The 26,352-nt window shown below is 70.4% G+C and carries 29 protein-coding genes; 20 read left to right on the top strand and 9 right to left on the bottom strand.

Annotated elements, in window-relative coordinates; translation table 11 throughout:
• Nucleotides 1-26 precede the first annotated feature (26 nt).
• Nucleotides 27-2,495, bottom strand: a complete 2,469-nt coding sequence (locus CES90_RS20175) for a dolichyl-phosphate beta-glucosyltransferase (protein ID WP_189786125.1) — start codon at nucleotides 2,493-2,495, stop codon at nucleotides 27-29.
• Nucleotides 2,492-3,187, bottom strand: a complete 696-nt coding sequence (locus tag CES90_RS20170) for a GntR family transcriptional regulator (protein WP_189786124.1) — start codon at nucleotides 3,185-3,187, stop codon at nucleotides 2,492-2,494. The genes CES90_RS20175 and CES90_RS20170 overlap by 4 nt, the downstream gene beginning before the upstream one ends.
• Before the next feature lie 308 nt (nucleotides 3,188-3,495).
• On the opposite strand from CES90_RS20170, the gene CES90_RS20165 reads away from it, so the two are divergent.
• Together CES90_RS20165 and CES90_RS20160 are read left to right on the top strand one after the other, a co-directional pair.
• On the top strand, nucleotides 3,496-4,017 hold the full coding sequence (locus CES90_RS20165; protein ID WP_189786123.1) for a hypothetical protein: 522 nt from the start codon (nucleotides 3,496-3,498) through the stop codon (nucleotides 4,015-4,017).
• Between the two features lie 36 nt (nucleotides 4,018-4,053).
• Complete coding sequence (locus CES90_RS20160; protein ID WP_189786122.1) at nucleotides 4,054-4,476, top strand: hypothetical protein; 423 nt, start codon at nucleotides 4,054-4,056, stop codon at nucleotides 4,474-4,476.
• Here the strand turns inward: CES90_RS20160 and cpt are convergent.
• Both cpt and CES90_RS20150 read right to left on the bottom strand, forming a co-directional pair.
• Nucleotides 4,457-5,002 (bottom strand): chloramphenicol phosphotransferase CPT, encoded by a 546-nt coding sequence (gene cpt, locus CES90_RS20155; protein ID WP_189786121.1) that lies wholly within the window; start codon nucleotides 5,000-5,002, stop codon nucleotides 4,457-4,459. The two genes, CES90_RS20160 and cpt, sit on opposite strands and share 20 nt — an antisense overlap.
• 331 nt (nucleotides 5,003-5,333) lie before the next feature.
• Nucleotides 5,334-6,689 (bottom strand): aspartate aminotransferase family protein, encoded by a 1,356-nt coding sequence (locus tag CES90_RS20150; RefSeq protein ID WP_189786120.1) that lies wholly within the window; start codon nucleotides 6,687-6,689, stop codon nucleotides 5,334-5,336.
• Between the two features lie 280 nt (nucleotides 6,690-6,969).
• Here CES90_RS20150 and CES90_RS20145 point away from each other — a divergent pair, with 280 nt between their 5' ends.
• The 4 genes from CES90_RS20145 to CES90_RS20130 all read left to right on the top strand — a co-directional run bounded on the left by CES90_RS20145 (nucleotide 6,970) and on the right by CES90_RS20130 (nucleotide 12,069).
• Nucleotides 6,970-7,593, top strand: a complete 624-nt coding sequence (locus tag CES90_RS20145) for a DJ-1/PfpI family protein (RefSeq protein WP_373313532.1) — start codon at nucleotides 6,970-6,972, stop codon at nucleotides 7,591-7,593.
• Nucleotides 7,590-8,126 (top strand): MarR family winged helix-turn-helix transcriptional regulator, encoded by a 537-nt coding sequence (locus CES90_RS20140; protein ID WP_189786119.1) that lies wholly within the window; start codon nucleotides 7,590-7,592, stop codon nucleotides 8,124-8,126. The genes CES90_RS20145 and CES90_RS20140 overlap by 4 nt, the downstream gene beginning before the upstream one ends.
• Before the next feature lie 105 nt (nucleotides 8,127-8,231).
• Nucleotides 8,232-10,343: a serine/threonine-protein kinase gene (locus CES90_RS20135; protein ID WP_189786118.1), complete on the top strand. Its 2,112-nt coding sequence runs from the start codon at nucleotides 8,232-8,234 to the stop codon at nucleotides 10,341-10,343.
• Nucleotides 10,344-10,485: 142 nt separating this feature from the next.
• A complete protein-coding gene (locus CES90_RS20130) occupies nucleotides 10,486-12,069 on the top strand; it encodes a PstS family phosphate ABC transporter substrate-binding protein (RefSeq protein WP_229914185.1) in 1,584 nt (527 codons plus the stop codon).
• Nucleotides 12,070-12,287: 218 nt separating this feature from the next.
• On the opposite strand, the gene CES90_RS20125 is transcribed toward CES90_RS20130, so the two are convergent.
• Complete coding sequence (locus tag CES90_RS20125; RefSeq protein WP_189786117.1) at nucleotides 12,288-13,058, bottom strand: SLATT domain-containing protein; 771 nt, start codon at nucleotides 13,056-13,058, stop codon at nucleotides 12,288-12,290.
• Between the two features lie 324 nt (nucleotides 13,059-13,382).
• On the opposite strand from CES90_RS20125, the gene CES90_RS20120 reads away from it, so the two are divergent.
• The 6 genes from CES90_RS20120 (at nucleotide 13,383) to CES90_RS20095 (ending at nucleotide 17,036) form a co-directional block, all read left to right on the top strand.
• Complete coding sequence (locus tag CES90_RS20120; protein WP_189786116.1) at nucleotides 13,383-13,730, top strand: YbaB/EbfC family nucleoid-associated protein; 348 nt, start codon at nucleotides 13,383-13,385, stop codon at nucleotides 13,728-13,730.
• A gap of 138 nt (nucleotides 13,731-13,868) precedes the next feature.
• On the top strand, nucleotides 13,869-14,468 hold the full coding sequence (gene recR, locus CES90_RS20115; RefSeq protein WP_189786115.1) for a recombination mediator RecR: 600 nt from the start codon (nucleotides 13,869-13,871) through the stop codon (nucleotides 14,466-14,468).
• Nucleotides 14,461-15,129 carry a DUF5063 domain-containing protein gene (locus tag CES90_RS20110; RefSeq protein ID WP_189786114.1) on the top strand — a complete coding sequence of 223 codons (669 nt, stop codon included), beginning with the start codon at nucleotides 14,461-14,463 and terminating at the stop codon, nucleotides 15,127-15,129. Before recR ends, CES90_RS20110 begins: the two co-directional genes overlap by 8 nt.
• A gap of 89 nt (nucleotides 15,130-15,218) precedes the next feature.
• Complete coding sequence (locus CES90_RS20105; RefSeq protein WP_189786113.1) at nucleotides 15,219-15,605, top strand: type II toxin-antitoxin system RelE/ParE family toxin; 387 nt, start codon at nucleotides 15,219-15,221, stop codon at nucleotides 15,603-15,605.
• A complete protein-coding gene (locus tag CES90_RS20100; RefSeq protein WP_189786112.1) occupies nucleotides 15,602-15,934 on the top strand; it encodes a helix-turn-helix domain-containing protein in 333 nt (110 codons plus the stop codon). Before CES90_RS20105 ends, CES90_RS20100 begins: the two co-directional genes overlap by 4 nt.
• A gap of 166 nt (nucleotides 15,935-16,100) precedes the next feature.
• Complete coding sequence (locus CES90_RS20095; protein ID WP_189786182.1) at nucleotides 16,101-17,036, top strand: M56 family metallopeptidase; 936 nt, start codon at nucleotides 16,101-16,103, stop codon at nucleotides 17,034-17,036.
• Here CES90_RS20095 and CES90_RS20090 read toward each other — a convergent pair.
• A complete protein-coding gene (locus tag CES90_RS20090; RefSeq protein ID WP_308437900.1) occupies nucleotides 17,002-17,454 on the bottom strand; it encodes a hypothetical protein in 453 nt (150 codons plus the stop codon). The genes CES90_RS20095 and CES90_RS20090 overlap by 35 nt on opposite strands.
• An 84-nt stretch (nucleotides 17,455-17,538) precedes the next feature.
• On the opposite strand from CES90_RS20090, the gene CES90_RS20085 reads away from it, so the two are divergent.
• The 6 genes from CES90_RS20085 (at nucleotide 17,539) to CES90_RS20060 (ending at nucleotide 20,608) form a co-directional block, all read left to right on the top strand.
• Nucleotides 17,539-18,246, top strand: coding sequence for a helix-turn-helix domain-containing protein (locus tag CES90_RS20085; protein WP_308437899.1), 708 nt, complete (start codon nucleotides 17,539-17,541; stop codon nucleotides 18,244-18,246).
• 112 nt (nucleotides 18,247-18,358) lie between these two features.
• Nucleotides 18,359-18,613 (top strand): DUF397 domain-containing protein, encoded by a 255-nt coding sequence (locus CES90_RS20080; protein WP_189786111.1) that lies wholly within the window; start codon nucleotides 18,359-18,361, stop codon nucleotides 18,611-18,613.
• Between the two features lie 305 nt (nucleotides 18,614-18,918).
• Nucleotides 18,919-19,254: a hypothetical protein gene (locus CES90_RS49715; protein WP_229914183.1), complete on the top strand. Its 336-nt coding sequence runs from the start codon at nucleotides 18,919-18,921 to the stop codon at nucleotides 19,252-19,254.
• 78 nt (nucleotides 19,255-19,332) lie between these two features.
• Entirely contained in the window at nucleotides 19,333-19,608 is a 276-nt protein-coding gene (locus tag CES90_RS20070) for a hypothetical protein (protein ID WP_189786110.1), read from the top strand.
• Between the two features lie 8 nt (nucleotides 19,609-19,616).
• On the top strand, nucleotides 19,617-19,994 hold the full coding sequence (locus tag CES90_RS20065) for a PIN domain-containing protein (RefSeq protein WP_189786109.1): 378 nt from the start codon (nucleotides 19,617-19,619) through the stop codon (nucleotides 19,992-19,994).
• 65 nt (nucleotides 19,995-20,059) lie between these two features.
• The gene (locus CES90_RS20060; RefSeq protein WP_189786108.1) at nucleotides 20,060-20,608 is read left to right on the top strand and encodes a Uma2 family endonuclease; all 549 of its coding nucleotides are present in this window, start codon (nucleotides 20,060-20,062) and stop codon (nucleotides 20,606-20,608) included.
• Nucleotides 20,609-20,677: 69 nt separating this feature from the next.
• Here CES90_RS20060 and CES90_RS20055 read toward each other — a convergent pair whose 3' ends face one another.
• A complete protein-coding gene (locus tag CES90_RS20055; RefSeq protein WP_189786107.1) occupies nucleotides 20,678-21,199 on the bottom strand; it encodes a GNAT family N-acetyltransferase in 522 nt (173 codons plus the stop codon).
• Nucleotides 21,200-21,299: 100 nt separating this feature from the next.
• Here CES90_RS20055 and CES90_RS20050 point away from each other — a divergent pair, with 100 nt between their 5' ends.
• Nucleotides 21,300-23,408 carry a tetratricopeptide repeat protein gene (locus CES90_RS20050; RefSeq protein WP_189786106.1) on the top strand — a complete coding sequence of 703 codons (2,109 nt, stop codon included), beginning with the start codon at nucleotides 21,300-21,302 and terminating at the stop codon, nucleotides 23,406-23,408.
• 148 nt (nucleotides 23,409-23,556) lie between these two features.
• The gene (locus CES90_RS20045) at nucleotides 23,557-24,057 is read left to right on the top strand and encodes an SgcJ/EcaC family oxidoreductase (RefSeq protein ID WP_189786105.1); all 501 of its coding nucleotides are present in this window, start codon (nucleotides 23,557-23,559) and stop codon (nucleotides 24,055-24,057) included.
• Between the two features lie 50 nt (nucleotides 24,058-24,107).
• Here the strand turns inward: CES90_RS20045 and CES90_RS20040 are convergent, their stop codons facing one another.
• Both CES90_RS20040 and CES90_RS20035 read right to left on the bottom strand, forming a co-directional pair.
• Nucleotides 24,108-25,496, bottom strand: coding sequence for a HAMP domain-containing sensor histidine kinase (locus tag CES90_RS20040; RefSeq protein WP_189786104.1), 1,389 nt, complete (start codon nucleotides 25,494-25,496; stop codon nucleotides 24,108-24,110).
• Nucleotides 25,493-26,200 carry a response regulator transcription factor gene (locus tag CES90_RS20035; RefSeq protein ID WP_189786103.1) on the bottom strand — a complete coding sequence of 236 codons (708 nt, stop codon included), beginning with the start codon at nucleotides 26,198-26,200 and terminating at the stop codon, nucleotides 25,493-25,495. Before CES90_RS20035 ends, CES90_RS20040 begins: the two co-directional genes overlap by 4 nt.
• Nucleotides 26,201-26,352 lie beyond the last annotated feature (152 nt).

The raw sequence follows: 26,352 nt of genomic DNA, 5'->3' as shown, positions 1-26,352 counted from the left end.
GGAAGCGTAGTCGCTGGGCGCGGCTTTCAGTCCCCCTCGTGCAGGTCCCATACCCATACACCGCCCACCCACTTACCGGGGCGCCCGACCAGCTTGTCCACCGTCTCCCGCAACTGCTCGTCGTACAACTGCGGGACCAGGACCAGCGCGCCCGCCCGCCAGTACGCGAAGTCCCGGCGGGCCTGCGCCTGCCAGTTCTCGCCGATCACCGGAAGCCGGCCGCTGTAGCGGACGTCACGCAGGAGGTGGGAGGTGTGCCGGGGGGCGGCGCCGTAGATGCCGGTGCGGTCCTTGCCATAGGGGCCGTTGAAGTAGCCGCCGGGCATCCGGAAGCCGAAGTCGGCGGTGGTCTGCCAGTGCAGCGCCTCCGCGTTGCCGGGGTCCGGCAGCGGAACGGGGACCAGGGTCTCGCCGGCCCCGGTGTCGACGTACGACTTCCAGGTGCCGTCCGCGATGAACGCCGGGACCTCGGGCCGCTCCACCGACCTCAGCGGGGCCGGGACGATCGGCAGCAGCGCGAGGGCGATCGCCATGAAGCCGATGTACGGGGTGCCGATGCCCTGCACCGCCGCCAGGCGTTCCCAGGCGAGGGCGACGAGCATGCCCAGCACCGGGGCGCAGATCATCGCCACGCGGCCCTCGATGACCGACTCGAAGAGGGGTTTCTCGGCGAGCAGGGCCCAGGGGCCGGGAAGGATCAGGTCCGTCTGGGGGAGGCGGATCCTCGGGCCCAGGGAGAGGACCGCCGAGGCCAGCGCCGTGAAGGCCAGCGCCTTCACCAACGGGCGTTCCCAGAGGCGTACGACGATGCCGAGGGCCAGGAGGACCAGCGGCCAGCCGTAGAAGGCGTTCTGCTCGGTCGGGTTGAGGGAGAGCGCGTCGGCGCGTTCGCGGTCGCCCGCGAGGAGGGAGCGTTCGGCGAAGGAGAGGAGGGCGAGCGGGCTGTTGCCGGCGTGGTCGCCATGGCCGATGCTCGTGTAGCTCTGCGGGCCGAAGAACTGCCAGGAGAGCGGGAAACCGACCAGGGGGAGAGCGACGAGGGCGGCGATGCCGAGCCCTTTCAGCAGCGGCCGCCAGGCGTACTGGGCCATGTCCCGCCGCACGAGCCCGTACGCGACGGCGAACAGCAGCATGCCCATCGCGGCGAGGAGGAGGGGCTCCTCGCCGAGGAAGATCTGGTACGCCGCCATCAGGCCGAGGACGACACCGTCCCCTACGGTTCTGGTGTTCGTGCACAGGCGTAGCGCCCGGTCCACGATCAGCGGGATCATGAACAGGACGATGAAGTTCGGGTGCGCGTTGGCGTGGCTGACCATCGGGGGCGCGAAGGCGGCGAGGGCCGCTCCGGCGAAGGCCGCGCCCCGATGCCGTACGACTCTCTTGACCAGCAGCCAGTACCAGGCGGCGGCCGTGGCGGCCAGGCCCAGGGTCATCGCCAGGGCGAGGCTGATCGAGGGGCCGAGGGCGAGCGTGACCGGGGTGAAGGGGACCGACAGGCCCAGCATGACCGTGTTGGCCATCAGGTTGACGCCGTCGGGGAAGCCCTGGAAGTCGGTGAAGAGGGGGTTTTGCAGGTGGACGACGTTGTCGGCCGTGACCGCGAAGAACCACTCCCACTGGTTCTGGTCCTGGAGGGAGTCCGGGAGGTAGCGGCCGTTCGGGTCGAGCCAGCGGCCGGCGTAGAGGGTCACCGACATCAGGAGGAAGACGACGACCGCGAACGCGTCGGCGGGACGGGTCGAGCGGAGGGTGCGGCGGGCCGAGCGGGCCTTCAGGGCGGCGAGTTCGCCCAGGACGCGGGCGTAGTCACGGCACCGGATCTTCGAGCCGGGCTGATGCGACCAGCGGATCGGCACCTCGGCGACGGGCCAGTCGTTGCGCCGGAAATGGTGGAGTATCTCCACGTCTATCCCGAACCCGTTGAGGCGGGACGCGGCGAAGGCCTCGCGGGCGCTGTCGCCGTCGAGCAGCTTGAAGCCGCACTGGGTGTCGCGGATGCCGGGCACCGCGAACCCGCGTATCAATAAGTTCCCGGCGCGGCCGAGCGTCTCGCGCAGCCGGTGCTGTCGGCGCCCGATGCTCGCGCCGGGGGCCTCGCGCGAGCCGATCGCGGCCGTGTGCCCGTCGGAGAGCGCCTTGTCGAGCAGCTCCAACTCATCGATGGGCGCGGCGAGATCGGCGTCGGTGAGCAGCACACGACGGCCGCCCGAGGCGCGGACGCCGAGCCGCAGGGCGTGGCCCTTGCCCAGGTTGCGGGGGCCGCCGGTGAGGAGCTGGACGCGCGCGTCGCGGGCGGTGACGGCGGCGACGACCTCGCGCGTACCGTCCGTCGAGCCGTCGTCGACGACGATGATCTCCCAGGTGGCGGCCGCCTGGGTGGCGGTGAGGTGGTCGATGATCGCGTCGAGCGTGGGGGCGAGGCGGTGCTCCTCGTTGTAGGCGGGGATGACCACCGAGAGGTCGACGCTCACCGACGACCCGGGCGTGCCGCTCATCCGCCGCCCGCCCCGGGTTCCACCAGGGTCAGCGAGTGTTCGTCGTACCCGGCGACGATCTCCCGCGCGGTCCGCGCGTCCTGACGGCCCAGGGCGTCGACCAGATCGGTGTAGCCGGCCCACAGCCGGCCCCGGAGATCGCCCGCCCGGCGCAGCCGCTGCACCGCGCACACCCAGGACTGCAGACGCAGCCGGTGCAGGAAGTCGGTGAGGTACGGGTTGCCGAACAGGGTGGTCAGCTCGCGCCAGAACCGCAGGTCGTAGCCGATGAGGATGTCCAGGTCACCGGAGGTCGCCGCCCGCCGAGCCTCCTCGCCGCGCCGCCGCACCCCGGCGAGAGCGGCGGCCGTACGGGGGTCCACCTTGCGGTCGCCGAGCCGGTGGAACATGCCGTCGGTGACCATCAGCCGGGCCTCGACCATGTACCGGTAGTCGGCCGCCGAGTACTCGTGGACCTCGAAACCCCGGTGCTGCACGGCGTCCAGCAGCCCCTGCGCGGACAGGTCCACGAGCGCCTCACGCACGGGCGTCGCCGACACCCCGTACTGCTCGGCGATCTCCTTCACCGTGAACTCCTGCCCCGGCTTGAGTCTGCCGGCCAGCACCTCGTAACGGAGCGCGTCCGCGAGCTGCTGCCGCAGGGTGCTACGGGTCACGGCGCCATTGCCGCCGCCGGTGCCGGTGCCGGGCATCGTGGTCTGGGTCCCCCATCCGCGTACGGGTACGCATCCCTGTGCGTGCTGTGCGTGGTCTCTGTGTTGTCTTACGAGCGTGTCACCTTACGCGTTCGGCTTCGGCGCAAGGTGTTTTGGGCCCGCCGCCTTACGGCCGCCTTCCGGCTGTTGGCGACCGCGTACGCACCTGGGCGCGGGCCATCGGGGCAACTGCCCTTTGGGGCGCTGCCCGAAGAGACAATTACGCCTCTTGCTGCCCAACCATACGGTTCTCGTTGGGAATACAGACAACCCGCTCACCCCGCGCCCCGAGAAAGGACCGACGCGTGACCATCCGCACCTCGACACGCAGGGCCACGATCCTCGCTGTCTTCGGCTCCCTGTTCCTCGGCAGTCTCGCCGGTACCGGCGTCGCGGCCCCGAGCCAGTCCGGCACCGCGCAGGAGGCAGTTGCCGCCAAGGCCAAGGTCTCCGCGTGCAAGGGGACCTTCAAGCACGCCGTCTCCAACGTGAAGTTCGCCCGGCTCCCCAACGGCCGGCTCACCTGGAGCTTCAAGCTGACCGCCGGCGCCAGGAAGAACCTCGGCTCCCTGGTCAGGGTCTCGATGCCGCAGGCCTTCGTCTCCGGCTACGAGATCAACCCGCCCTACGGTCCCCACACCCGCGCGAGCAACTACGACTTCCACTCCAGCATCAAGGGCTACCAGCGCAAGGGGAAGAAGTGGAAGGGCCGCAACTTCACCATCAAGACCAATGACGAGATCAGCTTCTTCTGGCTGATCAAGAGCATCAGCTACCCGAAGAAGGGCGCCTACCGCACGATCACCTGCAAGGTACCCTCGGTCTGACCAGGCATACGGTGCGGGGGAGATGAGGTGAGTCCCATGGAGCCCATGGATCCCGTGGAGCCCGTGGAGCCCGTGGAGCCCATGGAGAACATCCCCGTCCTGGGCGGGCGCCACAAGCTGAGCATCGAGAGCTTCGCCGTCACGACCGAGCGCATGGAGCTCCGTTACCGCCTCACTCCCCCGCTCCCGCAGACCCTCTCCGACTCCGACTCCGACTCCGACGACGGCGACGACGAGGGCCCGTACGTCTTCCTCGCCCTGGAGGCGGACGACGACGTCGGCAACGAGTACCTCGACTCCGGCGGCGCCTTCGGCCCCTCCGCCGACGGCGCCGCCACCGAAGGGTCCCTCTCCGTACAGCCCGGCCCGTACGCGGACGCCCGCTCGGTCACCCTCCGCCTGACGCTGTTCGACGGCACACACGAGGAAACGCGTTCGTTCACCTTGCCGGTCGACTGATGCGGGCGGCGATGGTTCGCGCGCACACCAGGGACTCGGCGTGGGTGGTGTCCACCTCCAGGTCGTAGATCACGCCCTTGTGGACGAGGTCGGCCTGCGAGGCGGCCATGCCCCGGGCCCGGTCTCCCCGGGCGATCTCGCGACCCGCCGCGACCCCGGGCTCGCACTTGACCCCGACCCACAGCACGGGCAGGTCGCCGAGGGCCTTCTGCCAGCGCCGCTGGGACGCCGTTCCGCCGAGGAAGACATCGTCGATGATGATCCTGGCGCCCGCGCGGGCCATCGCGACGACGCCCTCCGTCCAGGCCGCCTCCAGCACCCGGAAGTCGGACCCGATAGTCACCGTGCCGTCCGCCGCGATGCCGATACCGTCGTCCGACGCCTGCATCCTCGCGGGCAGGGCGTCGACGAACGAGTCGCACCCGAACGCCAGCCACGGCTCCGGCAGCACGTCCTGCAGACACCGTACGATCCCGGACTTCCCCGAGCTGGAACCACCGTTGAGAATGATCATCCGCGTCCGCATCGGGGCAGGGTAAGGCGCTTCGCGGGGGTCGCGCGACGAATTTCGGGGGAGGGTGGCTGGTGAGGGCTGCTGGTGACGGGTGCGGGTCGCGGGCCCTGCGGCACGCGATGCCGAGAGGCTACGGGGTCCTGCCGGCCGAGGGGCTGCGGACTCGTCGCCGCTGAGCTGCGCGCTCCGGGCCCGCCGGCCCGTCCGCGGGCGGGCGATTGGCAGCTGCGTCTCGTCCGTGCGCCTCGAACGGGGAGTGTCGAGCCGTATCTTCGAGACGGAACTGCCGATGACCGAGGGCTTATGGGCCCCGCCCGTCCAAGGGGCTGCCGGGCCCCTCCCCTCACTGCGTGTACTCGTCCGCCACCGTCAGCGCCGCGTCCAGGGCCGCCAAGCCCTCCTTCGCCTCGGCCTCCGTGATGTTGCAGGGCGGGACGACGTGGGTGCGGTTCATGTTGATGAAGGGCCAGAGACCGGCGGCCTTGGCGGCGGTGGCGAAGGCGAGCATGGGGGTGTTGGACTCGCCGGACGCGTTGTAGGGGACGAGGGGTTCGCGGGTCTCCTTGTTCTGCACCAGGTCCAGGGCCCAGAACATGCCCACGCCTCGGACCTCGCCCACGCAGGGGTGGCGGTCGGCGAGTTCGCGCAGGGTGGGGCCGATGAGCGTCGCGCCGAGGTCGGCCGCGTTCTGCACGACGCCCTCCTCCGCCATCACGTTGATCGTCGCCACGGCGGCGGCGCAGGCCAGGGGGTGCCCGGAGTACGTCAGGCCGCCGGGGTACGGTCGCCTGGCGAACGTCTCCGCGATGGCGCCGGAGATCGCGACGCCACCCAGCGGGACGTAACCCGAGTTCACGCCCTTGGCGAAGGTCATCAGGTCGGGGACCACGTCGAAGAGGTCCGCCGCGAACCACTCACCGGTCCGGCCGAAGCCCGCCATGACCTCGTCGAGGACGAAGACGATGCCGTACTTGTCGCAGAGGGCGCGGACTCCTGCCAGATAGCCGGGCGGCGGGACCATGATGCCCGCCGTGCCGGGGATCGTCTCCAGGATGATCGCGGCGATCGTCGACGGGCCCTCGAAGGCGATCGTCGTTTCGAGGTGCTCCAGCGCGCGGGCGCACTCCTGTTCCTCCGTCTCGGCGTAGAAACGGGACCGGTAGAGGAAGGGCGCCCAGAAGTGCACGACTCCGGCCGTACCGGCGTCGGAGGCCCAGCGGCGCGGGTCGCCGGTGAGGTTGACGGCCTGCTGGGTGCCGCCGTGGTACGAGCGGTACGCGGAGAGGACCTTGGGGCGGCCGGTGTGCAGCCGGGCCATGCGGACGGCGTGCTCGACCGCGTCGGCCCCGCCGTTGGTGAAGAAGACCTTGTCCAGGTCGCCCGGTGTCCGTTCGGCGATCAGCCGGGCCGCCTCCGAGCGCGCCTCCACCGCGAACGCCGGCGCGAACGTCGTCATCGTCGCCGCCTGCTCCTGGATCGCGGCGACGACCTTCGGGTGCTGGTAGCCGATGTTCGTGTAGACGAGGCCACTGGTGAAGTCGAGATAGCGCCTGCCGTCGTAGTCCCAGAAGTACGACCCCTCCGCGCCGGCGACGGCGAGCGGGTCGATGAGTTCCTGCGCGGACCAGGAGTGGAAGACATGGGCTCGGTCCGCCGCCTTCACCGCGGCTCCGACCTGGGGATTCGGCTGAGGAGTCATGAGGGTGAGGCTACGGGTGCGCGGGGCGGGCCCGGAATCGGCGTCCTGTCTGCGGTCGGGGCGTGAACGCGACAGTGTGTCGCCCCCGCGAAGGGCTGCGCCCGTGCTTTTCAGCGGCCCGCAGGGCCGTGCTTCCAGGGGGGGGCGGGGAACTGCGCGAGCAACGGCCGCGGGGGCGAGGAACGTCCGGCCGCTGCAATTGACAGCATGCTGGCGAAGTGGCAGCATACTGTCAATAGAGGGCTCCAGGGAACGCAGCTCAGGAGGAGTCATGAACGTCATGAACGTCATGAACGACGGTCGCAAGCCCGTCCACCTCGCCGTCTACGACACCTACGCCGACTGGGAGACCGGGCACACCACCGCCTGGCTGGCCCGCGCCGGGTATGAGATCCGTACGGTCGCGCCGAGCCCGGCGTCCGTGCGGACCCTCGCCGGCGTACGTATCCAGCCCGACCTCGCCCTCGCGGACCTTCGGCCCGAGGACAGCTCGCTGCTGATCCTCACCGGTGCCGACCTCTGGGACGCCGGCGACGACCTGGCCCCCTTCGCCCGCAAGGCGCGCGACTTTCTCGACGCCGGTGTGCCCGTGGCCGCGATCTGCGGAGCCACCGCCGGGCTCGCCCGGGAGGGGCTGCTGGACGACCGCGACCACACCAGCGCGGTCTCCTTCTATCTGGCGGCCACCGGCTACCGGGGCGGCGAGCGGTACGTGGACGCGGACGCCGTGACCGACAAAGCCGGCCTTCTCGTCACCGCCGGTCCCACGGAACCCGTCGCCTTCGCCCGCGAGGTCTTCCGGCTCCTCGGGGTCTACGAGGGCGAGGTCCTCGACGCCTGGTACCGCCTGTTCCACGACTCGGACCCGGAGGCGTACGCCGTACTGGAAGGGGCGGCCAGGTGAGCGAAGAGCGGCAGGACCTGCTCAGCCGCACCGCGCTCGGGGTCTTCCGCCTCAACGGCCAGTTCCTCTCCGTGGCCGATGAGTTGGCGCGGCCGGCCGGGCTGACCGCCGCCTGGTGGCAGGTCCTCGGCGCGGTGCTGAGGGAGCCGCTGTCCGTCTCCGGGGTCGCCCGGGTCATGGGGATCACCCGGCAGAGCGTGCAGCGCGTGGCCGACCTCCTCGTCGAGCGCGGGCTCGCCGAGTACGTCCCGAACCCGGCCCACCGCCGTGCCAAGCTCCTCACCCCCACCCCCGACGGCCGTGCCGCGATCGCCCGGATCGACCCCGGCCACGCGGCCCTCGCCGACCGCCTCGCGGCGGCGCTGGGGGAGGAGGGCTTCGCGGAGACCGTACGCGTGCTGGAGCGGCTGTCGGCGGTGCTGGACGACCTCGCGCAGCCGTCCGAGGACGAGTTCGCGCAGCCGTCCGAGGACGAGTTCGCGCAGCCGTCCGAGTCGGGGCCGACGCCCCCGGCCGCTGTTACGGAACCGTAGACACCGCTCCACCCTCCTCCCCGTGGAGCCGCACTACGATCAGTCCGTTGTGCACGCAAGTGCGTGCAAGTGGGGGAGAGTACGGGAAGACGGGGGACGGCGGCCATGGAGAAGCTCGGGCCGGGGGATCCACAGCGCATCGGGGCGTACCGGCTGCTCGCGCGGCTGGGTGCCGGCGGGATGGGGAACGTGTATCTGGCCCGGTCCGACCGCGGCCGTACCGTCGCCGTCAAGCTCGTACGGCAGGAACTGGCCGAGCAGGAGGAGTTCCGGGCCCGGTTCCGGCAGGAGGTGCAGGCCGCGCGGCAGGTGGGCGGGTACTGGACGGCGCCGGTGCTGGACGCGGACACCGAGGCCGGCATCCCGTGGGTGGCCACCGGTTACGTCGCCGGGCCTTCCCTCCAGGCCGTGGTCGGGCGGGACCACGGTGCGCTGCCCGAGCGGTCGGTACGGATCCTCGCCGCCGGGCTCGCCCACGCGCTGGAGGACATCCACGCCGCCGGGCTCATCCACCGCGACCTCAAGCCGTCCAATGTGCTGGTGACCATCGACGGGCCGCGCGTCATCGACTTCGGCATCGTGCGGGCGCTGGAGACCGTCACGGACGGCGGGCTCACCCGCACCGGCGCGATCGTCGGCTCGCCCGGCTTCATGGCCCCCGAGCAGGTGCGGGGCGACCGGATCACCCCGGCGTGCGACGTCTTCTGTCTTGGCTCGATCCTCGCGTACGCCGCCACCGGCAACCTCCCCTTCGGCGCCGCCAACTCCGGTGTGCACGCGCTGATGTTCCGCATCGCGCAGGAGGAACCCGACCTGACGGGACTGCCGGAGGGGATCGCCGACCTCGTACGGGACTGTCTGCGCAAGGACCCCGCCGCCCGGCCGACGCTGGGGCAGATCCTGCAGCGGACCGGAGCCGAGGACACGGTCTTCGCGGGGCGCTCGCGCGACCCCTGGCTGCCCAGCTCCCTGGTGGCCCAACTCGGGCGCCATGCGGTGCGGTTGCTCGACACGGAGGATCCGGAGGAGACGGGGGGAGCGGCGGGAGGGGAGGGCAGGCCGGAGGGTGCGGCTGTGCCTCCGGCCGCCGTGGCGGCTTCGGGAGGCCCGGCCGAGGGCGGTCGGGCGGGGGCCGATCAGGCGGGGGCGCCCGACCTCACCAAGCGGCCGGTCTCCGGCGCGCCCTCGACTCCGGCCGGGGCCCCGGCCGCGCCGTCGGCCCCGCCCGCGTACCCGCCCGGCGCCCCCGCCTCCCCGTACGCCGGGCACCCGTCGCCGTACACCGGCCCGGAGGCCCCGCCCGAGCATGCCGCCGCCGCGCCCGATGGCGGAGTCGTACTGCCGCCGGGCGGCGGGGCGCCGCTGGACCGGGCGCCGACGCAGATCGCGGGGGCGGACTCCCCGCCGCCACCACCCGCCCCGCCCGGGCCCGCAGGGTACGGCTTCCCGCAGCAGCATCCGCAGCAACTCCCCCAGCCCCCCGCCGGTTACGGCTATCCGCAGGGCGCGCCGCAGGGCCCGTACGGTCAGGCGCCGTACGACCAGGCGCCCGGAGTCGCTCCCGGCCCCAGCTCGACCTTGCCGTACGGAGCGGCCCCCGTATACGTCCCCGGCGCTCAGCCCGAACCCCCGCGCGGAAACAACCGCTCCACCGTCCTCCTCGTCATCGTCGCCCTGGTCGTGGCGCTCGGCGCGGGCGGTTCGGTGTACGCGCTGATGAAGCAGGGTGAGAACGGCGGCACGGCGGACGACGCGAAGAACGGGCCGGCGACCAGCGCGCCCGAGACCCCCGGCCCCACGACCCCGCAGCCGTCCGACCCGGCGACCTCACCGGACCCCACCACCGAGTCCCCCGGCGCGGGCGCGATCCCCGAGGGGTTCCTCGGCACCTGGAACGCCACCGTGGACGGCTCCGCCGCCGCGGACACCCGTGAACTCGTCATCCAGCAGGGCGAGGTCGGCGACACCGTGCTCTCCCTCACGGCCGACGGGCCGCTCGAAGGGGGCGGCACCTACCACTGCGTGTTCGAGGCGGCGCTGACGGCGGAACCGGCCGACGGCGGCCCCCTCCGGATCGGCCCCTCGACCGTCACCGTCGGCGAACCGGCCGCCTCCTGCACCCCGGGCGCCGCCACCACGGTCACCCTCCTGCCCGACGGAACCCTGCGCCGCGTCGACACGACGGGCAAGTCGCTGACGTACACCAAGGCCGACTGAGCGGAGGGGCGAAAAGGTCGGCTGATCCGCAGGCCCCGAAGCCGACTGAACTCCCGCTGAACTTCCGGCGTCGTGTCCGGAATGTCCCCCCCTGGCGCCGTACCGTGTATCCGCTTGACTGCGCAGTGTGAGGCTCGGGGGAGTGGTCAGTGTGCAGGAGTGGCTGAGCGCGGAGAACGTGGTGGCGGTCGGGACCGCCGTGGTCGGTGTCGTGGCGTCCGCGATGATGGTCTGGTACGAGCGCCGGGTGCCGCGTCGCAAGCGGATCGGCTACCGCGTGCAGATGGACAACCCGATAGGCCACGACGTGCGTTCGGGGCGCGCCAACGTCAGACTCGGGCTGTTCGACGAGGGCCCGGACATGGCCGACGCGACGCTGGTGCTGCTGCGCGTCGAGAACGACGGTTCGCAGAGCATCGCCGACAACGACTACACGGGGCGTGAACTCCACGGCCTTACCGCCGTGTTCAGCGGCCGCGTCATCCGAGGCGTGTCCGTCACCCAGCCACCCGGCACCGACCATCTGATGGACCACTTCACCCCGTCCGCCGGCTTCGGCTACCGCGACGGCGTGCTCCGCATCCCCCGCGTCCCGCTCAACCGCGGCGACCACTTCAAGCTGCTCGTCCTCCTCTCCGGCGGTGACGTCGACAGCCCGATACGGCTCATCGGCGGCATCCTCGACGGCGAGGTCCACCCCAACCGCAGCGCGACCCCCGACGAGAAGCCGCCGCTGTTCAGCCGCGCGGCCCGCCTCATCACCGTGCTGCTCACGCTCTGCGTGATCGCCCTGGCCGCGATCATCGTCGTCCGGGTCGACACCCCGCCGCCCATCGAGTGCGCGACGGGCGAGCTGACGCTGACCGGGTCGACCGCGTTCGCACCGGTGCTGCGCGGACTCGCGGAGGAGTACGAGAAGGACTGCGCGGGCGCCGAGATCAAGGTGGACGCGCGGGGCAGTTCGGCGGGCGTGGGCGAACTCGCCGCCCTGGGCGCCGCCCAGGCGAAGAAGGGCTCCCCGGCCGTCATCGCGTTCTCCGACGGCCCGAGCACGAGCGCCGACCCCGAACTGGTCGGCCACCGGGTGGCGCTCTCCGTCTTCACCCTGGTCGTCAACGACGGCATCCGGCCACGCGGCGCGAGCCTGACCCTCGACGACGTACGCCGTATCTACCGGGGCGAGATCACCCGCTGGCGACAGCTCGACGCGTCCCTCCCCGACATCCCCGTCGTGCTTGTCAGCCGCGACGCCGACTCCGGCACCCGCCAGGTCTTCCAGCGGACCGTGCTGGACGGCTGGGAACAGGTGGCCAGCACCTCGCTCGACTGCCGCCGCGACGACCTGTCGGCCGCCTCCGTCACCCGCTGCGAACTCGACTCCACGGAACAGGTCCTGGCCAAGGTCGCCGACACCCCCGGCGCCATCGGCTACAGCGAACTCACCCTCGCCACCAGCCGCGCGGGCCTGCACGCCCTCGCCCTCGACGGCCACGAGGCCTCCGTCGAGACCCTGGAAAAGGGCGACGACACCTACCCCTACTACGGCGCCGAGTACGCCTACACCTACCGCCGCCCACCCGCCAACTCCCTCGCCGACAGCTTCCTCGCCCACATCCGCCGAGGCACCGCCCAGAGCGTGATCCGCCGCCACGGGCACGTACCGTGCGAGACGGCGACGGGGGCGAGGCTGTGCGACGAGAGGGCGCGGAACGACGAGAGGGGTTGAGGTTCGCGCCCCTTTAGGGGCGCGGGGAACTGCGCGACAAGCCACGAATCACCCGCACCCGCCATGCAAACCGCCCCCCCCCGAGCTCTCAGGCGTAGCGGGGTCGAAGGGTGCGCAGCCCCTGGACGGGGGTCCCCCCGCTCGAGCGAAGCCGAGAGTGGGGGAGGGACGGGTAGGGGCGGCGGGGGCGAGAAAAACCCGAGACGCCCCCGGCAGGGTCACCGCGCCTCCGGCGGCCGCTGACGCGGCATGTTCGCCCGTGCCGCCCCCGGCAACATGGACAACCGCCCACCCGACCCCCCCTCGGGCCGCCCGACAGACGCCCCGCTCTGGATCCCGAGCGGCGCACCCCCCGTCCGGAACTCCAGCATCCAGTCAGCCGTCTCCGCCCGCACCAACTCCGTCACGTCCTCACAGAACCGCCGCAGCACTCCAAGACACCGCTCAGCCGCCTCCCCGGCCGTCCCCTCCGTCGGCCCGAGCACCTCCCGCGCACTCTCCGACGCCCAGTCGAACTGCAGCACCTGAAGCCGCCGCTGCACCGCCTGCGCCGTAGCCACATCCCTCATCCACCCGGACGTGACCCCGAAGAACCGATCCACCGCCACACACGTCGCACACGACAACAGCGCGAGATACCCCCAGGGAGCCGCGCCGGCGATCACCCCGGTGAGATCGAGCAACGGCAGCGCGGCCCCGACCAGTGCCCCCGCCGCCGCCCCGACCCGCAGCAGCCGCGCCCCCAGCCGTTTCCACACCCGGTCCGCGAGATACCACGCGACGGTCTCCAGCGCCGCCCGCTCGACCCACCGGTACAACTCGTCGAGCCGCTCCGCCGGCGCCCCCCAGTCCCCGTGCGGAAACGGCCGCCCGGCCAGCTCACCCGCCCACGGCCCGCCCGCCGCCGACCACGGCTCCGCCCACAGCCCGGCCCCCTCACCGCGCCCGTCCTGCGGAACTCCGTCGGGCTGCATCTCCGCCTGGCTCACCCGGCACTCCCTACTGACGACGCTGCTGACGACAGTGCGAGACGCACATACTCACGTGCACATACACGCGTACACACGGCGCTGACGCGCTGTCGTCACGGCCGGACCCTTCCTACCCTCCAACGGGTGGCGAACACCCCGTTTTCGACGCTTTTACCCCTGGAAGGGGCCCTTGATCAGGTATACGATTCCCCGCCGACTCGCTCGAAAGAGTGACGGAGCACGGCCGGGGCCGACCACGTAGGCTCGTGGGCGACCGCAAGTACGAGACCGCGTACGACCCTGTACGACCGCAAGACTCATGACGAGGCGAGGGAGCTGATCGTGATCCCCGGTGGTGGCCAGCCCAACATGCAGCAGCTGCTCCAGCAGGCCCAGAAGATGCAGCAGGACCTGGCGAGGGCGCAGGAGGAGCTCGCGCACACGGAGGTCGAGGGTCAGGCGGGCGGCGGCCTGGTGAAGGCGACCGTCACCGGCTCCGGCGAACTGCGCGCCCTGCAGATCGACCCCAAGGCGGTGGACCCGGAGGACACCGAGACCCTCGCCGACCTGATCGTCGCGGCCGTCCAGGCGGCGAACGAGAACGCCCAGACCCTCCAGCAGCAGAAACTGGGCCCCCTCGCCCAGGGCCTCGGCGGCGGTGGCATGGGCATCCCCGGCCTCCCCTTCTGAGCCCCGCCCGCCCCCTGAACGCACTCATCCCCCCGCCGAGCCCCCCGCCGAGCCCATCCGTGCCCCGTCCCGCCTTCCTCCGACCGGCGGCGGCCGACTACGGTACGTACTGAAAGACACCAGGAAGGACGGCAGTCCGTGTACGAAGGCGTGGTCCAGGACCTCATCGACGAGCTGGGGCGGCTGCCCGGCGTCGGTCCCAAGAGCGCGCAGCGGATCGCCTTCCACATCCTGCAGGCGGAGCCGACGGACGTACGGCGCCTCGCGCAGGCCCTCCTCGAAGTGAAGGCGAAGGTCCGCTTCTGCGCGACCTGCGGCAATGTCGCGCAGGAGGAGCTGTGCAACATCTGCCGCGACACCCGCCGCGACCTGTCGGTCATCTGCGTGGTGGAGGAGCCGAAGGACGTAGTGGCGATCGAGCGCACCCGCGAGTTCAGAGGCCGCTACCACGTCCTCGGCGGCGCGATCAGCCCGATCGAGGGCGTGGGCCCCGACGACCTGCGTATACGAGAACTTCTCGCGCGGTTGGCCGACGGTACGGTCACGGAGCTGATCCTGGCCACCGACCCGAATCTCGAGGGCGAGGCCACGGCGACGTACCTCGCCCGCATGATCAAACCCATGGGCCTCAAGGTCACCCGCCTGGCCAGCGGCCTCCCGGTGGGCGGCGACCTGGAATACGCGGACGAGGTGACCCTCGGCCGCGCCTTCGAGGGGAGACGATTGCTGGATGTCTGACGCCACGCTGCACGCGACCGGCCAGAACCCGGACGACTTCGCGGTCCAGATCGCGGACCAGATCGAGAGCTTCATGGTCGCCGTCACCGAGGTGGCCAAGGGCGACGAGCCGGACTCGGCCGTCCCCTTCCTCCTCCTGGAGGTCTCCCAGCTCCTCCTGGCCGGCGGCCGCCTCGGCGCGCACGAGGACATCGTGCCGGACGAGCGCTACGAGCCCGACCCGGGCCCCGAGCCGGACGTCGACGAGCTGCGCGAACGCCTGGCCAGGATGCTCGACCCGGTCGACGTCTACTCCGAGGTCTTCGACCCCTACGAGCCCCGCAAGGCGCCCGTCCCCGCCCGTATCTCCGACGACCTCGCCGACGTCATCACCGACCTCCGCCACGGCATGGTCCACTACCGCGCCGGCCGCCACACCGAGGCCCTGTGGTGGTGGCAGTTCTCCTACTTCTCCAACTGGGGCTCCACGGCCTCCGCCACCCTGCGCGCCCTCCAGTCCCTGGTGGCACATGTGCGGTTGAACCAGCCCTTGGCCGAACTGGACGGCCTCGACACCGACCAGCCGATGATGGGCGACGAGACCCTGGAGTTCGAGGCCGGCAAGGTCATGGCAGAGGAGATCGCGGGGCCGTTGGGCCTCGGCCGCAAGAAGGTCAAATGACGCCGGGTCACCTGCCCGCTGTCACTCGATGGGCTGAAGATATAAGGATTTCCTTTTGCTGCTGTCCGGCCTAGGCTGGGCTACGGAGCATGAACTGGGAGATCAACCTCCATCCGTCGGTGGAGTCGTGGTTGCTCAAGCTCGCGGAGGAGGACCCGGCATCGGCGGACCTCGTCGAAGCGGCGGTCGACAAGCTCGCGGAGAGTGGCCCCGCGTTGGGACGCCCGCTGGTCGACAGGCTGACCGACAGCCGTACACACAACCTCAAGGAACTACGGCCGGGCAGCTCGGGGCGGACCGAGATCCGCGTACTGTTCGTCTTCGACCCCAGACGGCAGGCGATTCTGCTGGTCGCCGGAGACAAGGCCGGACGCTGGAGTGCCTGGTACCGAGAGGCGATCCCGCTCGCGGAGGCTCGCTACGACGAGTATCTGGCCACTGTGGACGACGCAGGAGAGGACGGGACCATCCGATGAGCCGATACAGCAGCTGGACCGAGGTCAAGCGGCAGATGCGGGAGGCCCGCCCCGAGGTGTCCGACGCGGAGTGGGAGCAGCGCAAACAGGCCGCACGCGCGTCCACGGAGGCGTACGTCGTGGGACACCACCTGCGAGAGATCCGCGAGGAGCAAGGGCTGACTCAGGCGCAGGTGGCCGAGTCGGTGGGCATCTCCCAGGCGCGCGTCTCCCAGATCGAGCGGGGCGAGATCCACAACCTCGAAACCATGCGCGCCTACGCGACCGCGCTCGGTGCGAGGATCACTGTGACGATTGAGTACGGGGACCGGAGGGTCGGGGCGGCCTGACTTGGCAGATCGCTGCTGAGCCGTTTCGACCCCACTGGATTTCCTGCAAGTTGACCCAGGCGTTCACAGGCCACAGAAAAGTGTGAGTACCGGCGGTAGCGTAGGCGCCATCGTACGTATGTTTCCCGCACCCCCGCCCGCCTCGACAGGAACCGGACCCGCCGACGTGACCGTCCTCCTGCTCCTTCTCATCGCCGTGGCCCTGACCGCCGCCGTGCTGGGCCCCCGTGCCCTGCTGAAGGCCGGGTGGCCCGAGCGGGAACCCGTGGTTGCTTTGTGGGCGTGGCAGTGCCTGGTCGCGGCGGCGCTGCTGAGTTGCCTGGCGGCGCTTGTGCTGGGCGCAGCGGCGGTGTTCGAGACGGTGAGGACGCACGCCTTCGCTCCGGCGCCCGCCGCCGTGACAGAGGCGTACGATCTGACGGCCGCGCCGCCCTGGACGGCCGTACTGACGCTGCTGCTGGCCTGCGGGGCCGCGTGGAGCGGGGCCATGCTCGTGCGGGAACTGGTCGAGGCCCGGCGCCGCCGCACCCTGCGCCGGGCCCATCTGCGGGAGCGCGCCCCCGACCTCCCGGCGGGACTCCCTCGGGCCGAAGGACCGCTCCTCGTGCTGGAGGACGAATACCCGGACGCCTGGCTGATGCCGGGTTCCCCGCCCCAACTGGTCGTGACCACCGGCGCGTTGGGCAAGCTCACCGACCGTCAGCTGGACGCCGTACTGGCGCACGAGCTCGGCCACGCCCGCGCCCGCCACGACTGGCTGCTCCACCTCTCCACGGCCCTCGCCACCGGCTTCCCCGGCATCCCGCTCTTCGCCCACTTCGCCGACCAGACCCACCGCCTCGTCGAACTCGCCGCCGACGACACGGCCTCACGCCGCTGCGGTCACCTCACCACCGCCCTCGCCCTCATCGAACTCAACCAGCACCGGGGTGTGTTGAGCTGCTCCAACACCCGTCGGCTGTTGGGTGACAGGGTGGAGCGGTTGCTGGAACCCCCGCCCCGCCTGGACCGGGCCCGCCGCGCGGCGACCACGGCCGCCGCCGCGCTCCTCGCCCTGCTCCCGCTGCTCATCGCGTTCGCCCCGGCGCTGGGGACGTTGTAGCCGACGGTTCCTGGACGTTCTGGACGTCGATGATGGCGTCGAGCAGCAACTCGGGTGCCACGTACGGAGTTTCGCGCGTCGGCTTCGACCACCAGCGCAGGGGCCAGGTGTTTCCCTCCAGGGCCGGGACGCCGACGAAGGTGGTGGTACGGAAGTGCGTCATCCCGAAGCGGTGCACGCCCAGCGGCCAGTCGTGTCTGTGCACCGAGCCCGGCCGCAGCAGGAAGTACACCCACCGGCCCCCGGTCATCTCGTACACGATCGGCCCGGCGTCCCCGCCCGCCGCGTCGACGAGCCCGCGCGCGACCAACTGGCCGCGCCCGTCCTCGATTCGTACGGCGTCGAAGTGCACGCCGATCACGCGCAGCCGGTGTCCTGACTCCGGTACCCAGTGGGGGCGGTGAATTGCGTTCGTCATGGTCACACGGTGGCGATGTGAGGGCTACGCTCGGTAGTGACTGAGGTGATACACGCCGGTGTGTATCCGTCGGAGGTGCGCGCTGTGTCGGGCCAGTACAACTCCCACTCCCACTCCAACTCCCAACCCCCGGTCGCCTGGCGCTACGGCGGCAACCAGATGAAACGCTGGCGCACGAAGGCGAACGTCAGCCGGGAGGAGCTGGCCGAGGCCGCCAACTACTCGCCGGACACGATCAAGTCCATGGAGCAGGGGGTGCGGATGCCGACCCCGCGTGCGCTCGATGTGGCGGATCAACTGTGCGGGGCGGAGGGGTTGCTGAGTTCGGCGAAGGACTACTTGCAGAGGGAGAAGTTTCCGGCGCGGGCTCAGGACTTCATGGAGCGCGAGCGGGAAGCGATCAGTCTCTGGTGGTACGAGGTCGCGCTGATCCCGGGCCTGTTGCAGACGGAGGGGTACGCACGGAGGTTGATCGGCAGCCACTGGCCGCCTGTGGACGAGGAGACGGTGGAAGAGCGTGTTGCGGCACGCATGGAGCGCCAAGAGATTCTCACCAGGAAACCGCCGGTGGCGTGCAGCTTTGTCGTGTTCGAGGCCGCGCTGCGCGTACCGCAAGTGGATGCCGCCCAACTGCTGTGGCTCGTAGGGGCGGGCCGCCTGAATGGCGTCTCGATTCAGGTACTGCCATTCGCACGGGCCAACTCGGCGGCACTCATGGGGCCGATGGTGCTGCTGGAAACCCGTGACCGTGAGCGCTTCGCTACTCAACCGGACAGTCCGCGAGCCAGCTGACTGCGGACCCGGAGATCATCAGCTCACATGCTGAGCGGCTTAGCATGATCCGGATGGAGGCCCTTAACAGTTCTGAGTCGGCCGAGTTCCTTGAACATATGGCGGGAGAGCTATGAGCGAGCAACTGACCTGGTTCAAGTCGAGCTACAGCGACTCCGAGGGCGATGCCTGCGTGGAGATAGCGCTGACGTGGTTCAAGTCGAGCTACAGCGATGGTGAGGGCGGCGCATGCGTTGAAGTCGCTTTCCCTGCCCCTCGGTTGACGGCGGTCCACGTACGCGACTCCAAGAACCCCACAGGCCCCACCCTCACCCTCGGCGCCCCCGCCTGGAAAGCCTTCGTTTCCGCAGGTCAGCCCGGAGCTTGAGCTCCGGGACCCGAACCCCGGGACCCGAGCTCCTCCCATGGGTTTTCTGGGTTCTGGGATGGTTGAAAACCAACCCAACCAACCAAGTCTGAACGTGAGTTGAGGCGGCGTACCTCGAAAGGGTGACGATCCGTGATCGGCTTGCTTCGGAAGGTAAAGCCGCTCTAGGTTCGCGGCAAACGACCAAATAGTTCGGCCCCGGTCGGTGCGCCAACACCGGCTCCGGGGCCTGGACCTCGAATCGACTGGACTCGATCGTGGCTTACGCCCAGCCTAGTGCCGCCCTGCCTGCCCGTTCCCACCCCATGGCCAAAACGGGGTACGGAAAGCGCTCCGTAGGTGACGAAGACCCGCACGCGGACCCGGACTTCGCACACCTGAGCCCCCGTGACGCCGAGATCGCCGTCTTCATCGACCACATCGAAGACGGCCGCGCGAACGCGACGGGCTGCAAGGCGCTCGCGGCGGAACAACCCCATTTCGTCCAACAGGCCGCGCGCTCGTCGCGGGAGCGCCGCACGGGTGGCCCTGTGCCGGACACGTTCCGCCCGGTCCCGATTGACGACCTCGTCATGTACCACTTCCGCGACAACCGAGACCGCATCGCGAACGGGCTCGCGCCGAGGCGCTGGAACTGGTGACGGCGCTGACACCCGCCCCCGCGCGGGCACCTCCGCGCGCCGCTGGTACCAGCGCAGACAGCGGATTACATTTGTAATATGGCAGAGAAGGTGAAGTTCAGCGTGAGTCTCGATGCCGAGCTCGGCAAGGCGCTCCGGCAGTACGCGGAGGCCCAAGGCGAGCAGATTTCGGCGGTGGTCAGCCAGGCTCTGGAGAAGTACCTGGACGATCGTCGCGTCATCCGTGAAGGGCTGCGGGCGATGGAGGAGTACTTCGACGAGCACGGGTGGCCCACCCCCGATGAACAGGCGGAAGCCCAGGCGTGGGTCGACGACCTGTTCAGCGAGGAGCGACAGGAGCGGCGCAGCGCATGAAGCATGTCGTGTACGACACCGGCGCGCTGATCGCGGCGGCCAAGAACAACCAGCGATTCTTGTGGCGGCACAGGCAGGTGCTCGCGTCGGGTGTCACCGTACTGGTACCTGCGGGAGTGCTCGCTCAGTGCTGGGACGAGCGGCCATCGGCGGCCCGTCTGCACGCGGCGTTGAACGGCTGCAGTGTGCTGCCGCTCACCGAAGCTGCTGCGAAGGCATCGGGAGCACTCTGCCGACGTAACGGGACGACGGATGTGATCGACGCGAGCGTCGTAGTCACGTCGGTCACGTACGGCGGTGCGCCGATTGTCACGGATGACCTGAAGGACATCCGCGGCCTCGTCGACTGTGCGAACCGCGGGCGCATCCGCGTCGAGCGGCCGTGAGGCGAACAGTCGCGGCAGCGGCCTTCCCGGGGGCTCCCTGCCCTCCGGGTGGCCGCCGCCCCCAAATGCCCGTCGAGGACTTCGAGGAACTCGCCCGCCGGGCACCGGAAACGGTGTGGCTGGAGTTCATCGGAGGCCGACTGGCGGTCAAGCGCGGCCCGGACGGCGACCGGAGCGAGATCATCGCCTGGTTGCAGAGGCTGTGGGCAGGACAAGCGGACGGCCCATGGCTCTACGGGCACCGAGGGCTGCGCACGGAAGCCGACGGCAAGGGGCGGGCACGACCTGACGGCGTGCTCGCGCCTGCTCGGCATTTCGTCGGGCATGGCGAGTGGAGCGATCCTGCCGGAGTGCTCATGGTGGTCGAGGTCACCGCCGACGACCCGGACACCGACTGGTATACGCGCATGGAGAAGCCTGACGCTTATGCGGCCGTCGGCATTCCCGTCTACCTCTTCATCGACCGTGACGACTGCTCGGTTGTCGTCTTCAACCAGGTGGAGGACGGCCGTTATCGACACGAGGAGAGGCTGGCCATCGGTGCCGCCGTCAGAATTCCCGACCCGGTGAACATCACGTTGGACACTGAGCCGCTCAAGGAGTTCGTCGACTGAGCCGACCTCCCCGCGAGGGGGCCGGGCGCCTGAGCATGGTGCGCCCCGCGCGGCCGGTGGGCGACGCGGTCAGATGCCGAACGGCGCGGCGTACCGAACGGTGCCGCTGGGCAGTGGGTGGGTGGGGTCGAGGGTGAGGGCCATCAGGGCCTCGTCCGGGACGTCGATGGGGATCCTGATGCCGTGGGCGGAGGCGCGGGTGAAGCCGAAGCGCGGGTAGTACGGCGGGTGTCCGAGGACGACGACGAAGTGCTCGCCGATGTCCTCGGCCGCCCGCAGCGCGGCGCGGACGGCCGCGGAACCGGCGCCGGTTCCCTGGTACTCGGGGAGTACGGCGACGGGACCCAGGCACAGCGCCGGAGTGTCGTCGATGTGGCAGCGGGTGAGGAGGGCGTGCCCCACGACGTTCTTGCCGTCCTCCGTCGCGGCGACGATGGACAGCCCGTCGATCCAGGCGGCGTCATCGTCGCGCAGGGCCTCGACGAGGTCGGCCTCCAACGGGGTGTCGAAGGCCGCCAGATCGATCTCACGGATGGCGGGGATGTCTGCGCCGGTCTCGGCACGGGTGATCCAGCCGGTGCGAAGGCTCATGACGGCAGGATGGCTTGGGCGGCCGGCCAATTCGAGCGAGTATTGTCGACGGGCTTCGCGCCCGGGAACCGTCGGCGTTTTCGAACGAGGGGGAAGACGCGTGAACGAGGAAGCGGGGGAGACGACCGGGGAGCGTTCCGTGGCGGCGTCGGGGGAGCGGGCGGTCGCTGCGGGGCGGGACATCGGCCAGGTGGCCACCGGTGATTTCGTCACCCAGGCCGAGCGGGCGACCGTACTTCCCGCGGAGGCGCTCGCCCTCGGGCCGGTCACCGAGGCGGTGCGGTACCTGCCCGAACGTACGGCTCAGTTCGTCGGCCGTGAACGCGAACTGTTGCTGCTGGACGAGGCGTTCGACAACCCGGGCGGCGTTGTCGTCCACGCCGTGCACGGTCTCGGCGGCGTCGGCAAATCCACCCTGGCGGCACACTGGGCCGCCGGCCGCACCGCCGTCCTCAACCCGGTCTGGTGGATCACCGCCGGGTCTAGGGCCCACCTCGAGGCGGGCCTCGCCGATTTCGGCCGTGCCCTCCATCCCAGCCTGGTCGGCATCCTCCCGGATGAGGCCCTTCGCGAACGTACGATCCAGTGGCTCGCCTCGAACGACGGCTGGCTTCTCGTCCTCGACAACGTCTCCGACCCGGCCGATATCAAGTCGCTGCTGGGCCGGGCGCCGCACGGGCGGTTCCTGATCACGACGCGGCTGGGTGCGACGAGTTGGCGGGGGCTCGGAAGAACATTGGACCTGGATGTCCTCCAACTCACCGAGGCCGTCGAGCTGTTCACGCGTGTCTACGGCGGCCCGGCCGAGGGTGTCGAGGAGTTGTGCGGTGAACTGGGCTGCCTGCCCCTGGCGATCGACCAGGCCGCCGCGTACTGCCGGGAGGCGGGGATCACCCCCAGGGCGTACCTGGATCTCCTCGCTCGGTACCCCGCCGAGCTGTACGCGGCCGGTCCGGAGGGCGGCGACGCGGAGCGGACGATCGCGCGGATCTGGCGGGTGACCCTGAACCGGATCAAGGACACACCGCGCGCGGAGCAGATCCTGCGGATCATCGCCTGGTGTGCACCGGACGGGATTCCCCGTCGGTACCTCGACGTGCCGGGCAGCACCCCCCTGGAGATCACCGAGGCGCTCCGGCGGCTGGCCGCGCACAGCTTGATCACCCTGCGGGACGGGACCATCGCGGTCCACCGGCTGGTGCAGGCGGTGGCCCGTACGCCGGTTCCCACGGATCCGCCCCGGATGGCGGACCTGATCGCCCTCTATCGCCGCTTGGCTGTCCTTGTGCTGGTCATGGAGGAGGAGCGGTTGGACCAGAGAGCGGAGGGGAACGGCCACAGGGGTTACCTGAGCGCGGAGGACCAGGTCTGGGCGACGCATGTGGAGGCCCTGGCCGCCTGCTCTCCGCGGGAGCAGGACACGGAGGAAACGGCGGAACTCTTCCGCGGAGCCGGCATGCAACTCGGGTTGCACGGGTTCACCGGACGCGCCATGGCGCTGTGCGAGCGGGCGCTCGACGCCGCGCTCCACGCCTGTGGACCGGACGACGAGGTGACCAGGGACACGCGGACCGTGCTGGCGACGTTCTGTGCGATCCAGGGTGACTTCGACCGGGCCCAGGCACTGTTGGCCCAGGTGGTGGCCGACTGTGAGCGACTTCTCGGGCCGGATCACGAGGAAACGGTCGATGCGCGTGAGGAGTTGGCCCGGGTACTGGAGAACGCGGACCGGATCAAGGGCCTTCTCGCCCGCCTCAACGCCCAGAAGACGGAGCCTGCCGGGGGCGAGAGGCGTCCGGCACCTCCGGCCGCCGGGAATCCGGACGGCGCGAGCACCGGTGCGTCGAGGCCGGCGGGGCGCGACCTCGACGGCGCCGAATCCGAACCGTGGTCGGGAGACCCGGAGGACCTCTATCAGTTGATGGACCTCGTCAGCACCGTGTCAGGGAACGGCGAGACGGAGAGGGCCGTCACCCTCATCGGGGTTGCCGTCGCCCGGGCCCGCCGCGCCTTCGGCGACACCTCGGTCCACACCCTTTTCGCCCGGGCGGGCCAGGTACTGTACCTCCGCAAGGCCGGGCAACATGAACGTGCCGACGAACTGGCCTCGGGCGTGCGCGATGATGCTTCGCGCTTTCTCGGGGACACGTGGCTCACCGGAATGCTGAGCGCGATCGTCTCCGGACTCACCGACGACGACGCCTCCTGACCCACCGGTCAAAAGACGTTGTACGAACGTTGCCCGACGCCTGTACGTCTCCTGCACAGCCCCTAACCGGCGTCACGCGAATCTGGAGTCACTTCCACCGCAGAGAACGCGGAGGCAGTAACACCCCAACCTCGCACGGGAGATCGCGATGACCCGCAAGAACCGCATACGCGCCGCCATCGTCACCGCCACCGCCCTCGTCACCGCCGGTACGGTGACCGCCGGAGTCAGCATGGCCGGCGCCGAGGCCGCGCCGAAGAAGCCCTCCAAGAAGGAGATCGCGGCTCTCTTCGACGGCTGGAACAAGTCACTGCAGACCGGCGACCCGAAGAAGGTCGCGAACCGGTACGCGAAGGACGCGGTGCTCCTGCCCACCCTCTCCAACAAGGTCCGCACCAACCGCGCCGGCATTGTCGACTACATGGAGCACTTCCTGGAGAACAAGCCGGTCGGCAAGAAGGTCGAGACGCACATCAACGTCCTCGACAGCAACTCGGCGCTCGACGCCGGCGTGTACCAGTTCACGCTCACCGACAAGAAGACCGGCACGAAGCGCGTCGTCAAGGCCCGCTACACGTACGAGTACGAGAAGCGGAACGGCGTGTGGAAGATCGTCAACCACCACTCGTCCGCGATGCCCGAGGGCTGATCACCAGCCGACGGCCACAAGGGCCACGGCTGAGCCCTCCACCCCCCGGCTCAACCACTCCCGTGTCGCGCCGCCCGCAGCGTGAGCGCGACGCACAGGCCGCCGCCGGGCGCGTCCTTGAGGGTCACGGTTCCGCCGTCGTCGGTGACGAGTTGCTTGACGACGGCGAGGCCGAGGCCGGAACCGGACTTGCCGGTGAGGCCCTGACCGCGCCAGAAGCGGTCGAAGGCACGGGACTTCTCGGCGTCCGACATACCGGGCCCCTCGTCCAGCACCGACAGCACCACCTCGTCGCCCCGGGACTCCACCCGCACGGTGATGGTCGCACCGTCCGGTGAGACCTCCAGGGCGTTGGAAAACACGTTGTCCAGGACCTGGTCCAGATGACCGGGACTGGCCAGCACAAGCGGCCGGCCGTCGGCACTCCCCCTGAGCGTGATGGTGACTCCGCGCTCGTCGGCGGCCGGTCTCCACACGTCGAGACGTTCCTGGATGACATCGCGCAGGGACAGCGGTTCCGCCGCCGTCACCTTCGCCTCCGCCCGGGCCAGCACCAGCAGCCCGTTGACGAGGCGGCTCATCCGGACCACCTCGGCGGTGGCCTGCTCCACGTCCTCCCGTACGAACTCGTCGTCCACGCCGTCCGCGATGTTGTCCAGCGACAGGCGAAGGGCGGTCAGCGGGGTTCGCAGTTGGTGCGAGGCGTCCGCCACGAAGATGCGTTGCGAGGCGATCAGGGTGTCCAGGCGTTCGCCCGCCTGGTTCAGGGTGCGGGCCAGGGTCTGGGTCTCCTGGGGGCCCGTGACGGGGGAGCGGGCGGTGAGGTCGCCGTCGCTCATCTTGCTCGCCATCTCGTTGAGTTGGCGGAGGGGGGCGGTCAGGCGACGGGCGGCGAAGGCGCCGATGATCGCCGCGGCCAGGAGTACCAGGACGGCCAGCCCCGCCCGGAAGCCCCAGATCTGCCAGAGCCGGGCCGTGAGGTGATCGGTGGAGAACATGATGCGGACGGCGCCGACGACCTTCTTCGTCTCGGTCTTCCCGTCCGGCGAGCGCTCGAAGGCGGGAACGGTGACCACCAGGTTCTCGCCCCAGATGAAGTCGGAGCCCCAGTCGACGGTGTTTCTGCCACGCTCCAGAGCCTCGGCCAGCGCCGTGTCCGCGCTCGGTTCCCGCAGGCCCTCCATCGCGCACCTGTTGGTCGCGGTGACCTCGACCTTCTCTTCGTTGGGCGGGTACGCGCCGGCCATCTGCGCCAGGGCCGCGCAGGAGGCGGAGTCACCGGTGCCGAGCAGCCGCGCCATGGTCTCGGCCTCACGCTTGACGGCTTGGCTGGTGTCGCCCCGCAACTGATTGGTGAGCGTGAACGCCACCGGCACGGTGAACAGGGCGATGGCCACAGCCACGAGGAGCACGTAACTGCGGATGAGCTGACGGATCATGACGCGCTGCTGTCCTTGTCCGTACCGGCGTCCTCCGTCACGATCAGCCGGAACCCGACCCCCCGTACCGCCTCGATCGTGATCGCCCCGGCCAGCTTCCGGCGCAGCGCGGCCACGTGCACGTCCAGCGTCTTCGTCGGCCCGAACCAGTTCGCGTCCCAGACCGCCTCCATGATCTGCTCGCGCGACATCAGCGCGCCCGGCTCCTCGGCGAGGAACGCCAGCAGGTCGTACTCCTTGGGGGCGAGCCCCACCTCCGTACCGTCGAGGTGGACGCGCGCGGCCTTGCGGTCGATGGTGAGCCGGGAGCCGTACCGGTCGGGGCCGACGGCGGGCACGTCGGTGGTGCGCGGCTGTATCCGGCGCATGACGGCCCTTATCCGGGCGATCACCTCGCGTACGCCGAACGGCTTGGAGACGTAGTCGTCGGCGCCGAGTTCCAGGCCGACCACCCGGTCCGTCTCGTCGCTGCGCGCGCTGATCACGATGATCGGCACGGCACTGCGGTCCCGCAGCACCTTGCAGACGTCGAGGCCGTCGGTGTCGGGCAGCCCGAGGTCGAGCAGGACGACGTCGTACGGCCCCTGGTACGACAGCGCCGCGCCGCCCGTGGTGACCCACTCCACCTCGAACCCGTATCGCAGGAGCCCACGTCGCAGGGACTCGGCGACCGGCTCGTCGTCTTCCACCAGAAGTACGCGCACGGCACCGACCTTAGTGCTTGAAAGTTGGGCTTCCTTCGGCGAGGGGCCCCTTGGTGTGACTCGGGGCACTTTTCCGGTCTCTCGTCGACTGTTCGGCGGGGAGGTGGGCAGAGACGTTCCCGGAGCGGCCGGATGTCCGGGCGAGAAGCCGG

It is taken from the genome of Streptomyces capitiformicae, assembly GCF_002214185.1.
In the GTDB taxonomy this organism is placed as follows: domain Bacteria; phylum Actinomycetota; class Actinomycetes; order Streptomycetales; family Streptomycetaceae; genus Streptomyces; species Streptomyces capitiformicae.
The sequence above is the reverse complement of the archived record's forward strand: the minus strand, read 5'-3'. Positions and strand labels throughout refer to the sequence as shown.